The sequence below is a fragment of the Sorangium sp. KYC3313 genome, from assembly GCF_052075895.1.
Taxonomy (GTDB): Bacteria; Myxococcota_A; Polyangia; order Polyangiales; family Polyangiaceae; genus Sorangium; species Sorangium cellulosum_B.
This window is the reverse complement of sequence record NZ_CP197255.1, coordinates 8,690,882-8,703,362: the sequence shown is the minus strand read 5'-3', so window position 1 is coordinate 8,703,362 and position 12,481 is coordinate 8,690,882. Positions and strand designations below refer to the sequence as shown.

General features: G+C 70.5%; 13 protein-coding genes. 4 read left to right on the top strand and 9 right to left on the bottom strand.

Translation table 11 applies throughout. The features are described 5' to 3' along the window. Positions 1–28 precede the first annotated feature (28 nt). The 7 genes from phoU to ACSRUE_RS33040 form a co-directional block, all read right to left on the bottom strand. Positions 29–754 (bottom strand): phosphate signaling complex protein PhoU, encoded by a 726-nt coding sequence (gene phoU / locus ACSRUE_RS33070; RefSeq protein ID WP_441287079.1) that lies wholly within the window; start codon positions 752–754, stop codon positions 29–31. Between the two features lie 20 nt (positions 755–774). After that, on the bottom strand, positions 775–1,638 hold the full coding sequence (gene pstB, locus ACSRUE_RS33065; RefSeq protein ID WP_441287078.1) for a phosphate ABC transporter ATP-binding protein PstB: 864 nt from the start codon (positions 1,636–1,638) through the stop codon (positions 775–777). A gap of 9 nt (positions 1,639–1,647) precedes the next feature. Continuing rightward, complete coding sequence (gene pstA, locus ACSRUE_RS33060; RefSeq protein WP_441287077.1) at positions 1,648–2,559, bottom strand: phosphate ABC transporter permease PstA; 912 nt, start codon at positions 2,557–2,559, stop codon at positions 1,648–1,650. Next, complete coding sequence (gene pstC / locus ACSRUE_RS33055; RefSeq protein ID WP_441287076.1) at positions 2,556–3,539, bottom strand: phosphate ABC transporter permease subunit PstC; 984 nt, start codon at positions 3,537–3,539, stop codon at positions 2,556–2,558. The genes pstA and pstC overlap by 4 nt, the downstream gene beginning before the upstream one ends. Positions 3,540–3,619: 80 nt before the next feature. Continuing rightward, entirely contained in the window at positions 3,620–4,729 is a 1,110-nt protein-coding gene (pstS, locus tag ACSRUE_RS33050) for a phosphate ABC transporter substrate-binding protein PstS (protein WP_441287075.1), read from the bottom strand. 96 nt (positions 4,730–4,825) lie between these two features. Next, positions 4,826–6,322: a HAMP domain-containing sensor histidine kinase gene (locus ACSRUE_RS33045; protein WP_441287074.1), complete on the bottom strand. Its 1,497-nt coding sequence runs from the start codon at positions 6,320–6,322 to the stop codon at positions 4,826–4,828. 7 nt (positions 6,323–6,329) lie between these two features. Further along, positions 6,330–7,025: a response regulator gene (locus ACSRUE_RS33040; protein WP_441287073.1), complete on the bottom strand. Its 696-nt coding sequence runs from the start codon at positions 7,023–7,025 to the stop codon at positions 6,330–6,332. 332 nt (positions 7,026–7,357) lie between these two features. Here ACSRUE_RS33040 and ndk point away from each other — a divergent pair, with 332 nt between their 5' ends. Genes ndk through dapE form a run of 4 tightly spaced genes read left to right on the top strand, consistent with a single transcriptional unit; the run spans position 7,358 to position 10,703 of the window. Beyond that, positions 7,358–7,792 carry a nucleoside-diphosphate kinase gene (ndk, locus tag ACSRUE_RS33035; RefSeq protein WP_441287072.1) on the top strand — a complete coding sequence of 145 codons (435 nt, stop codon included), beginning with the start codon at positions 7,358–7,360 and terminating at the stop codon, positions 7,790–7,792. Continuing rightward, positions 7,792–8,685 (top strand): hypothetical protein, encoded by an 894-nt coding sequence (locus ACSRUE_RS33030; protein ID WP_441287071.1) that lies wholly within the window; start codon positions 7,792–7,794, stop codon positions 8,683–8,685. The genes ndk and ACSRUE_RS33030 overlap by 1 nt, the downstream gene beginning before the upstream one ends. A gap of 42 nt (positions 8,686–8,727) precedes the next feature. Further along, on the top strand, positions 8,728–9,603 hold the full coding sequence (locus tag ACSRUE_RS33025; RefSeq protein ID WP_441287070.1) for a 2,3,4,5-tetrahydropyridine-2,6-dicarboxylate N-succinyltransferase: 876 nt from the start codon (positions 8,728–8,730) through the stop codon (positions 9,601–9,603). Next, a complete protein-coding gene (dapE, locus tag ACSRUE_RS33020; protein WP_441287069.1) occupies positions 9,600–10,703 on the top strand; it encodes a succinyl-diaminopimelate desuccinylase in 1,104 nt (367 codons plus the stop codon). The genes ACSRUE_RS33025 and dapE overlap by 4 nt, the downstream gene beginning before the upstream one ends. 94 nt (positions 10,704–10,797) lie before the next feature. Here the strand turns inward: dapE and ACSRUE_RS33015 are convergent, their stop codons facing one another. Both ACSRUE_RS33015 and ACSRUE_RS33010 read right to left on the bottom strand, forming a co-directional pair. Continuing rightward, complete coding sequence (locus tag ACSRUE_RS33015) at positions 10,798–11,790, bottom strand: sensor histidine kinase (RefSeq protein WP_441287068.1); 993 nt, start codon at positions 11,788–11,790, stop codon at positions 10,798–10,800. Between the two features lie 208 nt (positions 11,791–11,998). Continuing rightward, the gene (locus ACSRUE_RS33010; protein WP_441287067.1) at positions 11,999–12,427 is read right to left on the bottom strand and encodes a response regulator; all 429 of its coding nucleotides are present in this window, start codon (positions 12,425–12,427) and stop codon (positions 11,999–12,001) included. Positions 12,428–12,481 lie beyond the last annotated feature (54 nt).

The following is a 12,481-nucleotide window of genomic DNA, read 5'->3' as shown; positions in this document are numbered from 1 at the left end:
GCAAGCGCCGGCCGGGCGGCGCTGGCGCCTAGCGCACGCGAAGCCCGGCCGGTGGAGGCGAGGAGAGCGGGTCGTTCTCCTTCAGGCGGTTGTGGTGCCGGATGTCCGTCCCCTTGACGAGGAAGACGACCGATTCGGCGATGTTCATCGCGTGATCGGCGATGCGCTCCAGGTACTTGGCGATCGACTGGATGCGTGTGGCCCTGTACACCGTGCTCGGGTCGCGGCTCATGACGAGGAGCACCTCCTGGAAGATGCGGGCGTAGTGCTCGTCGATCACGTCATCGCGCGTGAGCAGCTGGTTCGCTCGCTCGCAGTCGCGGGCGACCAGCGCGTCCAGCGCCTCGTGCACCACCTCGATCGCCTCACCCGCGAGGCCTTGCAGATCCGCCACCGGCGCGAGCGACGGCTCCTCGTTGAGCTCCTGCACGCGCTCGCAGACGTTCACCATGAGGTCGCCGACCCGCTCCAGATCGGTGACGATCTTGAGCGCCGTGGTGACGAAGCGCAGGTCGGACGCGACGGGCTGGCGCGTCGCGAGGATCCTCATACAGAGCTCGTCGACCTCGCACTCGAGGCGGTTGATCCGGCGATCGAGCCGGATCGTCGCCTTGGCGAGGCCCGTGTCGCGCGTCGCGAGCGCGGTCGAGCCTTTCTGGATCATCTCCTCGACGAGGCTGCCCATGAGCAGCAGCTTCTCGCGAAGCGTGCGTAGCTCGTGCTCGTAGACCTTGCTCGTGTGCGACGTCGGCATGACCCTATCCCCCGCTTCCATCAGCCGAACTTCCCGGTGACGTAGTCTTCCGTCTTGCTCTCCTTGGGGTTGGTGAAGATGGTCTGGGTCCTGTCGAACTCCACCAAATCCCCCATGTAGAAGAAGGCGGTATAGTCAGAGCACCGCGCGGCCTGCTGCATGTTGTGTGTTACGAGCACGCAAGTATATCGCTCTTTCAGCTCGTCGATGAGCTCCTCGACGCGCGCGGTCGCGATGGGATCGAGCGCTGAGCACGGCTCGTCGAGCAGGATCACCTCCGGCTCCACCGCGAGGACGCGGGCGATGCAGAGCCGCTGCTGCTGGCCGCCCGAGAGGGATAGCCCGGACTGATCGAGCTTGTCCTTCACCTCGTCCCAGAGCGCCACCTGGCGCAGGCACTTCTCGACGAGGCCAGTGGGATCCTTGACGGAGACGCCGTTCAGCTTGTGCCCGGCGAGGACGTTCTCGCGGATGGACATCGTTGGAAACGGGTTGGGCTTCTGGAACACCATGCCGACGCGGCGCCGCAGCCGCACCGGGTCGACGGCTCTGTCGTAGATGTTCACGCCGTCGATCATGACGGAGCCCTTCGCCGAGGCCCCGGGCACCTGCTCGTGCATCCGGTTGAGACAGCGCAGGAACGTCGACTTCCCGCACCCGGACGGGCCGATGACCGCGGTGACCTGGCCGTCGGGGATGTTCAGCGTGATGTCGTGGATGGCGTGGAACTCATGAAAATAGGCGTTGAGCCGGGTGACGCTGATCTTGGGTGGCGGCGCCTCGTCCTCTGGCCCCCTGGAGCGGCTGTCGATGCCATCGGGGTCGAGCCCGCTGCGGCGCTCCCCGGAACGTATTTTGTCGTGCAGTGAGCCAAACGAGCTCATCGAGTGCCTTTAGCGCGCCTTGACGCTCCGCGACGTGGCGATGCGCGCGAGCAGGTTGAGGAGGAAGACGATGACGATCAGCACGAGGGCGCCGGTCCACGCCTCCTGCTGCCACTTCGGGTAGGGCGAGGTAGCGTTCCGCCAGATCTGCACCGGCAGCGAGGCGATGGGGCGGTCGATGGCGAAGCTCCAGTACGATGAGCCGAGCGCGGTGAGGAGCACCGGCGCGGTCTCCCCGGCGATGCGGGCCACGGCGAGCATCACGCCGGTACCGATCCCGGGCGAGGCGGTCCGGAGCACGACGAGGAGGCTCGTGCGCCACTCCGGCACGCCGAGGGCGAGCGACGCCTCGCGGAGGTGGGCGGGCACCAGCTTGAGCAGCTCCTCCGTCGTGCGGGTCACCGTCGGGAGCATCACGATGGCGAGCGCGATGCCGCCCGCGAGCGCCGAGAAGCGCTTCATCGTGACCACCACGAGGGCGTAGACGAACACGCCGATGGTGATCGAGGGGACGCCGCCGAGCACGTCGGCGATGAACCGGATGGCGGCCGCGAGCTTGCCGCGCCCGATCTCGGCCAGGTAGATGCCGGCGAGGATGCCCGTCGGCAACCCGATGCCGCAGCCGATGGCGACGAGGATGAGCGTGCCGACGACCGCGTTGCCCATGCCGCTCCGCTCGTCGCCGACGGGCTTCGGCAGCTGGGTGAAGAAGTCGAGGGACAGCCCGCTAAGGCCCTTGCTGACGACGTAGATGAGGATGAGAAACAGGGGGACCAGCACGACGACGGCGCTCGAGACGCAGAGCCCTTCGAAGAAGTAGCTGCGTATGCGGCGCAGCGTCTCGCCGGGCGCGGGCTCGAGCAGCGTGCGCCGGGGGGCGCTCGCGGGGCTCGCCACGGGGACAGGGGTGTCGCTGTTCATGCGCGCTTCTCCAGCTGGCTCTTGGTCGAGCTCACGAGCCACCGGGCGAAGAGGTTGAGGAGGAGGGCGACCCCGAAGAGGAGCAGCGCGATCTTGGACAGCGCCGATACGTACATGTCGCTGGTCGCCTCGACGAACTCGTTGGCGATGACGCTCGCCATCGAATAGCCGGGGTGGAAGATCGACGCGCTCACCTTCGGGACATTGCCGATCATCATCGTGACGGCCATCGTCTCGCCGAGCGCCCGGTTCAGCCCGAGGATGATGGCCCCGATGATGCCCGAGCGGGCCGACGGGAGGACCGCGTAGCGGATCGTGTCCCACGCGCACGCGCCGAGGCCGACCGCCGCCTCGCGGTGCAGCTGGGGGACCGCCTGCATCACCTCGCGCGACACCGACGTGATCGTGGGGACGATCATGATGGCGAGGATGACGCCCGCGGCGAACATGCCGAAGCCGAGCGGCGGGCCCTCGAAGAGGGGGATGTAGCCGAAGTACTCGATGATGACCGGCTCGACGGTGTCCCGGAGCCAGGGGCGGAGCACGGCGATGCCCCAGAAGCCGTAGACGACGCTCGGGATCGCCGCGAGGAGCTCGACCATGAACCCGAGCGGCTTGCGGATCCGGTGGGGGGCCAGATCCGACAGGAAGATCGCGAGACCGAGCGAGACGGGGACGGCGATCACGATGGCGATCAGCGACGTGACGACGGTGCCGTAGACGAACGGGAGCGCGCCGAACTCCTCGCGCGCAGGGTCCCACACGGTCCCGCCGAGGAACCCCAGCCCGAACTTGTCGATGGCGAGCCGCGACGATCGGATGAGCTCCAGCGCCATCAGCGCTGGCACCGCGAGCACCGTCAGGCCGAACATCGTCAGGATGGCGCGGAACGCTCGATCGGCTCCGCGCGTGCCCCGTGGCGCATCGCTGTGTGGCGCGGGCGAGGCGGCTTGTTGCATCGGGACTTCTACGGTGCTCATGGACCTATCCTGCGCTCCTGCGCGCACGCCAGCCGCGCACGGCGGGGCGCGGTTCGCGCGGCTGACGCGCATTCCTGGGGTCATGGGGCGAGCAGGGGCTTGCCGTCAGGGCCGACCAACGCGGCGAGCTTCTTGTTGACCTTCTCGACGACCGCCGCGGGCAGCGGGGCGTAGTGGAGATCGTTCGTGAACTTCTGGCCGTCTTGCATCGCCCACTTGACGAAGTTGCCGAGCACCTTGCCCTTCGCGAGGTCCTTCTGCTCCTGGTAGACGAGGAGATACGTGAAGCCGGCGATGGGGTATGCGTCCTCGCCCTCGGCATCCACGAGCGAGATCCGGAGGTCGTCCGGCATCTTGGCGGCGGCGCCGGCGCCGGCGGCGGTCGTGCTCTCCAGCGACGGGGTGATGAACTTCCCGCTCTTGTTCTTGAGCGATGCGAACGTGAGCTTGTTCTGCATCGCGTACGCGAGCTCGATGTAGCCGATCGAGGCGGGCGTGCTCGTGATGAGGGCGGAGACGCCGTCGTTGCCCTTGGCGCCGAGGCCGCCAGGCCAGTTGACGCTTGTCCCGGCCCCTGGTCCGCTCTTCCACTCCGGGCTGACCGCGCTCAGGTAGTCGACGAAGATCTTGGTCGTTCCGCTGCCGTCCGAGCGGTGGATCGTCGCGATCTCCTTGTCGGGGAGCTTCATGTCCGGGTTCTCCTTCTGGAGGGCCGGGTCGTTCCACTTCTTGATCTTGCCCAGGAAGATGTGCGCGGCCGCCTCCGGCGTGAGCTTCAGGCCAGACGGGACACCCTCGAGGTTGTAGGTCAGCACGACCGCGCCCAGGCAGGTCGGCAGGTGAAGGATGCCAGCGGCCTTCCCGAGCTGCTCCTCGTTCATCGGAGCATCGGAGGCGCCGAAGTCGACGGTCCGCTCCGTGATCTGCCGGATCCCACCCCCGGAGCCGATGGACTGGTAGTTGATCTTGACCTTGGAGTTGGCCTTCTGGAACTCAGCGATCCACTTTGTGTAAAGAGGGTACGGGAACGTCGCACCCGCGCCCGTCAAGGTGATGTCCCCGTCAGCGGTCGGCTGCGGCGCGGTGTCCTTCTTCGCGCCGGGGAGCGAGCCGGTGTCTTGGGGGGCATCGGAGCGACCGCACGCCGCGGTCAGGAGGAACATCGCCAGGGTGAGCAGAATTCGAGCCATGCACAGCAAGGCGTAATCGAGGTTTGTGACAGCTCCGTGACGGCAAGGTGGAACAGCGAGCACCGCGCTTTCCCAGTTTTGCGTGGTTCGCGTGGATCAACCGGCGCGCGCCAGGCGGACGGTGAACTGGGTGCCGCGGCCGATGGCGCTCTCGACCTCGATCGAGCCGTTCATCAGCTCGACCAGGTGCTTCACGATGGCGAGGCCGAGCCCGGTGCCGCCCAGATCGCGTGAGCGGCCGGCGTCGACCCGGTAGAACCGCTCGAAGATGCGGCCCAGGTGGTGAGGCGGAATACCGGGGCCGTCGTCGGCGACGGCGATCGTCACCTGCTGATCGGCCGAGCGCGCCTTCACCGTGACGTGAGCTCCCTCGCCCGCGTACTTGATGGCGTTGTCGAGCAGGTTCATGAGCACCTGCTCGATCGCGCGGCGGTCGCACCGAGCGGGCGGGAGCGCGGAGGCGTCGACCGTCAGCGTGACCCTGCGCCGGCGCGCCGCCTCGGCGAGCAGCTGCGTGACGTGCTCGATGGCGGGGGCGATGTCGAGCTCTGACAGCGCGAGGCGGAGGTTTTTCGCCTCGATCCTCGAGAGGTCGAGCAGGTCGTCGACGAGGTGGCGGAGGCGCTTCGCGTGCCGATCGATGACGTCGACGAACTCGGCGGCCTCGTGGGGGTCCTTCAGCGCGCCGAGCTGCAGCGTCTCGGCGGCGGTGCTGATCGCGGTGACCGGGGTGCGCAGCTCGTGGGACACGTTGGCGACGAAGTCGGTCCGGATCGTCTCCAGCCGGCGGAGGTCGGTGACGTCGTGGAACACGGCGATGAGCCCCGGCTCGGCGGACGCGCCGTCGTGATCCGCGCCCCACGCGGCGATGGCCTCGCACTCATCGTGCCCGAGCCGCTCCGGGCCCTTCCGGCGCGACACGCGCACGAGCAGCCGCCTCGGCAGCGCCCGCCCGAGCTCGACCTCGACGTCGACCGGCTCGTCCCGCTTGCCGGCGAGCTGGATCGCCTCGGTGAGCCGCGCGTTGCGGATCGACTCGATGACGGATCGACCGAGCGCGCTCTCGCCGAGGGAGGCCATCGCGCGGAGCGCCCGGTTGGCGAGGAGGATCCTCCCGTCGCGATCGAGCACGAGGACGCCCTCGCTCATCCCGTCGAGGATGCCCGCGAGCAGGGCGCGCTCCGTCCGTACCTCGGCGGACGAGCGGGAGAGCTCGCTCGTGAGGTGGTTCAGCGCGCGCGCGAGCTGGCGGAGCTCGCCCGAGCCGCGCAGCGGGGCGCGCGTCGACAGGTCGCCCTCGGACATCGCCTGCGCGAAGCGGGTCAGCCTCCGGATCGGGCGCGTGACGAAGAAGGCCGTGGCGGCGCCGACCGAGACGGCGACGACGATCACGGTGCCCATGCCGAGCAGCAGGGTGCGCCGCGAGCGAAGGAGGGCGGCGTCGACGGCGGCGCGCGGGCTGTGCTCCGCGAGCAGCGCCGCTTCCATATCGCGCGCGGCGAGGTGTTCGATCGGGACGCCAGCGACGAGGAGGGCGAGCGCCGTCCCCGCCGCGAGCTTCGCGCCGATGCCCAGCCCCCTCGGCAAGCGCATGGGCCCTCTAGGCGATCTCGGGCTCGGCGCGGAACCGGTAGCCGACGCCGCGCACGGTCTCGATGTAATCGCCCGCCGCCCCGAGCTTCTCGCGGACGCGCTTCACGTGGGTGTCGACGTTGCGCGCGGTGACGTCGACGTGCGAGCCCCACACCTCGTCGAGCAGGAGATCGCGCGACAGCACGCGCCCGCGGCGATCGTAGAGCATCATGAGCAGGCGGAACTCGAGCGCGGTCAGCGCGATCTCGGCCTCCTGCACCCAGGCCCGGTGCGCGGCGCGGTCGACCCGCAAGACGCCGAAGTCGAACTTCTCCGGCGCCGACGCCGGGCTCTCCGAGCGCTTGAGGATCGCCCGCGCACGCAGGATGAGCTCGCGCACGCTGAACGGCTTGACGACGTAGTCGTCGGCCCCGAGCTCGAAGCCGACGATCCGGTCGATCTCCTCGCCCTTGGCCGTGACCATGATGACGGGCACCGCCGAGGTCTGCGGGTTCTGCTTGAGGCGGCGGCAGATCTCCGTGCCCGACATGTCCGGGAGCATCAGGTCGAGCAGGACGAGATCGAACCGCTCCTCCTTGAACGCGCGGAGCGCTGTCTCCCCGCTCCCGGCGGACACCACATCGAACCCGGCCTGACGGAAATTGTAGGTGAGAACGCGCTGCAGGTCGCGCTCGTCCTCCACGATGAGCACATGGCTCGGCATGGCGGATGTATGTAGCAGCGCATTGTGACAGCTTGATGGCGATCGCGCGTGTCGCGCGTCGCCCTCGCGAGATGGAATTGCGACCAGGACGAGGTGCAGCGCGAGCGCGAGGAGAGCGCGGAGAGGCGAGACAGACGTCAGGCGGATCGGACGCGGCCGATCCGCAACCTGGGGCGCGGCCGGGAGAGCAGCCTGGAGCGGCGCGGCGGGATGGACAGCGATGACGGAAGCGCGGCCGGGCGGCGGATCGTGCAGCGAGGCGGGCGGCGGACTCCCAGGACGGAATGCGTGGTGCTTGCAATGCTCGGCGTTTTCGCCTAACTGGGCCGCCCATGGCCCTCGAGCGAACTCTCTCAATCATCAAGCCTGATGCGATGGAAAAGAACACGGCCGGCGCGATCGTCGCCCGCCTCGAGCAGGAGGGCTTCACGGTCAAAGCGATGAAGCGCGTCCACCTTACCCGCGCGGAGGCCGAGGGCTTCTACGCGGAGCACCGGGGGCGCGGCTTCTTCGACGAGCTCGTGACGTTCATGTCGCGCAGCCCCATCCTGGTGATGGCGCTCGAGCGCGAGGACGCGGTGGCGAAGTACCGCGAGGTCATCGGCGCGACGGACCCGGCCAAGGCGGCGGAGGGGACGATCCGCAAGCTCTACGGGGCGAACGTGGGCGAGAACGCGGTCCACGGGTCCGACAAGCCGGCGACCGCCGCGCGGGAGATCGCCTACTTCTTCGCGGGTTACGAGGTCGCCCCGAGCGCGACGGCCTGATGCTCGGCGAGCGGCTCGCCGCTGCGCTCGGCGCGGCGCGGGACGGCGCGGCAGGCATCGAGAGCTTCGCGCACCTGCTCGGCTCGCGCCGCGTCGGGCCGCGTGGGGTCGCGCTCGCGCTGCCGGAGGTGTGCGAGGGGTGCGCGGCGCTCGTCGTTGCCCTCGACAGCCTGTCCGCGGCGGTCCGCGACGGCTTCGTCGACACAGACTCCGCCGCGGCGGCTGACGCCGCGGCGGCCGACGCTGCCTGCGCGGTGCTCGGCCACGCGGGGGTCGAGGTTGCGCGCCTCACGGACGAGCTGTCCCGCGCCGCGGCGGGCGCCTCGCCGGCGCGCGGCTCTGGCCGCGGCCGCGCGGATCGCGGCGGCTCCGAGCGCGGCATCGACGCGCGGCAGCGCCTCGGGCTCGAGGCGTCGGTGCGCAGGACGGCCCGGGAGCTGAGCGGCGCGCTTCGCCTGTCCGAGCTCGTGATCGCGACCCTCGAGCTGCGCCCGACGCCGCTCGATCTCATCGACGTGCTCCGCAACTGGAGCGCCGCCCCGGCCGAGGGGCGGCCCGTGGTCGGCATCTCGATCGCCTCCTCCGATGGCCGCGCCAACGAGGTGGAGGGCGACGTGCGCGCCGTGAGCGGGCTCATGGAGCTCGCTGTCGGCATGGTCAGCGCCGCGGGCGTGGCGAGCCCACACCTCACCGTGTCCCGCCTCTCGGACGGGCGCTCGATGGTGCGCATCGCCGAGCGCGGCCCGCGCGAGGGGGCGCCGGCGGTCGCCCTCGACGTGGTGCTGCGCGACGGCGGCGAGCGGGCGGCCGCCGTGGCCCGCGTCGTCGCGCGCCGCGCGCGCATCGAGCTCGTCGAGGGGACGGGCGGGCGCGTCGTCACCATGACGTTCTGACCCCGGTGCCGGTGCTGGCTCGGCCGTGCTAAAGGCGGCGCCATGGCCACCGAAGAATCCATGAAGTCCCTCGTTGAGGCGGCATTCCGCGACCGCGAGCTCCTCCGCTCGCCCGCGCACGAGGCCGCGGTCCTCCGCACGATCGAGTGCCTCGATCAAGGCCTGCTCCGCGTCGCCGAGCCCGACAAGACCGCGCAGGCGGGCGGCGAAGGCGCGGCGTCCACCGGCGAGGGCGCCCCGCACAGGTGGGTGACGCACGCGTGGATCAAGGAGGCGATCCTGCTCTATTTCTCGCTCCGCGGCATGAGCGTGATGGATGTCGGCCCCTTCGAGTTCCACGACAAGATCCCGCTCAAGCGCGGCCTCGACAAGGCGGGCGTGCGCGTCGTCCCGCCGGGGACGGTGCGCTACGGCGCGTTCCTCGAGCAGGGCGCGATCGTGATGCCCGGCTATGTGAACATCGGCGCGTGGGTCGGCTCGGGGTCGATGGTCGACACCTGGGCGACGGTCGGCAGCTGCGCGCAGATCGGGCGAGGGGTGCACCTCGCCGGGGGCGTCGGCATCGGCGGGGTGCTCGAGCCGCCGGGGGCGCGGCCGGTGATCATCGAGGACGGCGTCTTCGTGGGCTCCCGCGTGATCGTGGTGGAGGGCGTCGTGGTCGAGGAGGAGGCGGTGCTCGGCGCCGGCGTGGTCCTCACCGCGTCGACGGCGATCCTCGACGTCACGGGGCCGGAGGTCGTCGAGCACCGCGGCCGGGTGCCCGCGCGCAGCGTGGTGATCCCGGGAACGCGGCCGAAGCGCTTCCCCGCAGGGGAGTTCTCGATCCCCTGCGCGCTCATCATCGGCAAGCGGAGCGAGGCGACGGACCGCAAGGTGTCGCTGAACGCGGCGCTGCGAGATTTCGCGGTGCCGGTGTGAGCGCGCGCGCCGACGCGGACGCGGCGGCCGCGGCCGATCTCGCGGACACGCTGCTCTGGCTCTGCTCCGTCCCGTCGCCCACGGGCGAAGAGCAGGAGCTGTGCTGCGCGGTGGCGGAGCGGCTCGGTCGGGCTCGGCTCGCCGCGCCGGTGCGCCGCCACGGCGACTCGCTCGTCGTGCAGGTGACGCAGGGCACGGGCGGCCCGAAGATCGCGCTGGCCGGGCACCTCGACGTGGTGCGCACCTCGCACGACGGGCCGCCGCGGATCGAGGGGGATCGCCTCTACGGCCCCGGCGCGAGCGACATGAAGTCGGGGCTCGCGCTGATGCTCGACCTCGTCGAGGGCGCGCGGGAGGCGATCGCGGGCGTGGATCTGACGCTCGTGTTCTACGCGCGAGAGGAGGGCCCGTACCTGGAGAACGAGCTCGCGCTGGTCATCGAGCGCGAGCCGGACCTCCGCGCGCTCGATCTCGCGGTGTGCCTCGAGCCGAGCGACAACCGGCTGAGCCTCGGCGCGAGCGGGTCGCTCCACGCGGGGCTGACGTTCCGCGGGCGGACGGCGCACAGCGCGCGGCCGTGGCAAGGGGAGAACGCCATCTACAAGGCAGGCCCGCTCCTGTGCGAGCTCGCCGCGCTCGCGCCGCGCGAGGTCGAGATCGACGGGTTCGTCTACCGCGCCGTGACGACGGCGACGATGGCGCAGGGCGGGCGCGGGCGGAACGTCGTTCCGGACGAGTTCACGATGAACCTGAACCACCGCTTCCCGCCTGGGACGTCGATCCAGGAGGCGCAGCGGACCATCGAGGCGCTCGTGGACGGCCGCGCCGAGATCGCCTGGCGCGACCTCAGCCCGTCGGCGCCGCCGCACGCGTCGCACCCGCTCGTCGTCGCGCTGCGCGAGGCGGGCGTCGCCGCGGTCGAGCCGAAGCAGGCGTGGACCGACGTGGCCCGCTTCGCGGAGCTCGGGGTGCCCGCGGTCAACTTCGGCCCCGGCGAGAACGCCCAGGCGCACCAGCGCAACGAGTGGTCGTCGCTTCGAAAGCTGTCCGAGGGTCGCGCGATCCTCCGCCGCTGGCTCTCGGCGCTCGGACCGGCCTGACGCCGCGCGCGCCCGCTGCGCGCGCTCCGTGTCACGGGGAGCCCGCCTGATCGCGCGCAGCGTTCGGGGCGCGCCCCGGTGACCCTCGTGCCCTTCAGGTGGCTGTGCGCACCGAGAGCCCGGCGGCGGGGATGGTGAAGAAGAACGTGCTGCCCTGGCCGGGCGAGCTCTCGACCCAGATCGTACCGCCGTGGGCCTCCACGATGCCCTTGGTGACGAACGCCGCGAGCCCCATCCCTTGTCCCATGGGCCTTCGAGGGGGCGCGTGGCGAGCGAAGAGCAGCGGTTGTTGCTCCGGGGAGATGCCAGGTCCGGTATCGGAGATCGAGAATCGCGCGTCGGTGCCCGACGGCTCGGCGCGCACCGTGATGCGTCCGCCCTTCGGCGTGAAGCGCATGGCGTTGCCGAGCAGGGTGGCGATGACCTGGACGATGCGCTCCCGATCGCACGCGATGGGCGGCAGCTCGTGCGGCAGCTCCTTCGCGATCTCGAGCGGCTTCAGCGCGACCGTGGGCGCCACGAGCTCGATCGCCTTGTCGAGGATCGGCTCGACCTCGTGCGCGCCTTTGCCCACCTTCAGCGAGCCGTTCTCGATGCTCATGGCGTCGACCAGGTCCTGCGCGAGCTGGTTGATCTCGTCCGCTGCGCGGGTGATCGCCTCGAGCTGCCGCCTGCCCGGGCCCTCCTGAGGGACGGATCGCATCAGCATGCGGGCGCTCACGACGATCACGCTCAGCGAGTTCCTGAGGTCGTGAGAGATGGTGGATACGGTCTCGCGCAGGATGCGCTCCGCCGCCTCCGCGCGGCGCTCGAGGGGCTGGCCCTGCTCCTCGACGAGCCGCTCGCGCTTGGCCGCGTCGCCCCGTGGGGCGAGCCGCTCCGCGTCCGCCTTCGATCGCCTGGGCGCCCTGGCGCGCAGGGTCGCCGGTCCCGCGGATCGAGGCCCGCTCGCCGCAGCGGACGTCGAGCCCCGCTTCGGAGCGCGCAGGGGCGCCGCCGTGGTGCGCCCGCGGAGCGTGCGGCCGTGCGCTGCGTCCGCGCCGTCCGTCGCGTTTTTCCCGGCTTTTTTTCTCGTCACCCCCGCCATTCTTGTCCCCTCGTGCCTCTCAAGCTCTCAGTTAGCCAGAAAGACCGCACCGAGAATAGTCAGGTGGTGCCGCAGTCCAGTCCTGGCAGCGCGGGAGCGCAGGTGCGCGATTCGCGGTCTCGCGGAGGGCGCGCGCCTCGCGGATCTCGCGAGCTCATGCGCGCTGTGCAGGTTTCGCCGGTTCCGTGGAGAGGGCGGTCGCGGCGCGTCAGGGCGCGCTTTCCGGCTGCGATGACGCGCTGCCGCGCGACAGGAGGCGGCGAATCTCGAGCACGAGCGTGTCCGGCATACACGGCTTCGTCAGGAAGGCGTCGCACCCCGCGTCCTTCGCCTCGCGCGAGTGCCCCGCGAGCGTGTGACCCGTGAGGGCGACGATGGGGATCCTCATGGTGCGAGGATCGTTCTTGAGGTGGCGCGTCGCCTCCCAGCCGTCGATCTCGGGGAGCGAGAGGTCCATCAGGATGAGGTCCGGGATCAGCTCGAAGGCGCGATCGAGCGCCTCGCGCCCCGTCGCCGCCTCGGCCACGCGGAACCCGGAGAAGGACAAGTACTCCGCGAACATCTCCCGGTTGTCCTGGAAGTCGTCCACGACCAGGACGAGCGGCGAGACCGCGGTGTCATCAGACTTCACTTCCATCCCAGTGAACCTTTCCATTCCTCGGCGCGCCGCGCCGCCCGATCGATCGTGAGG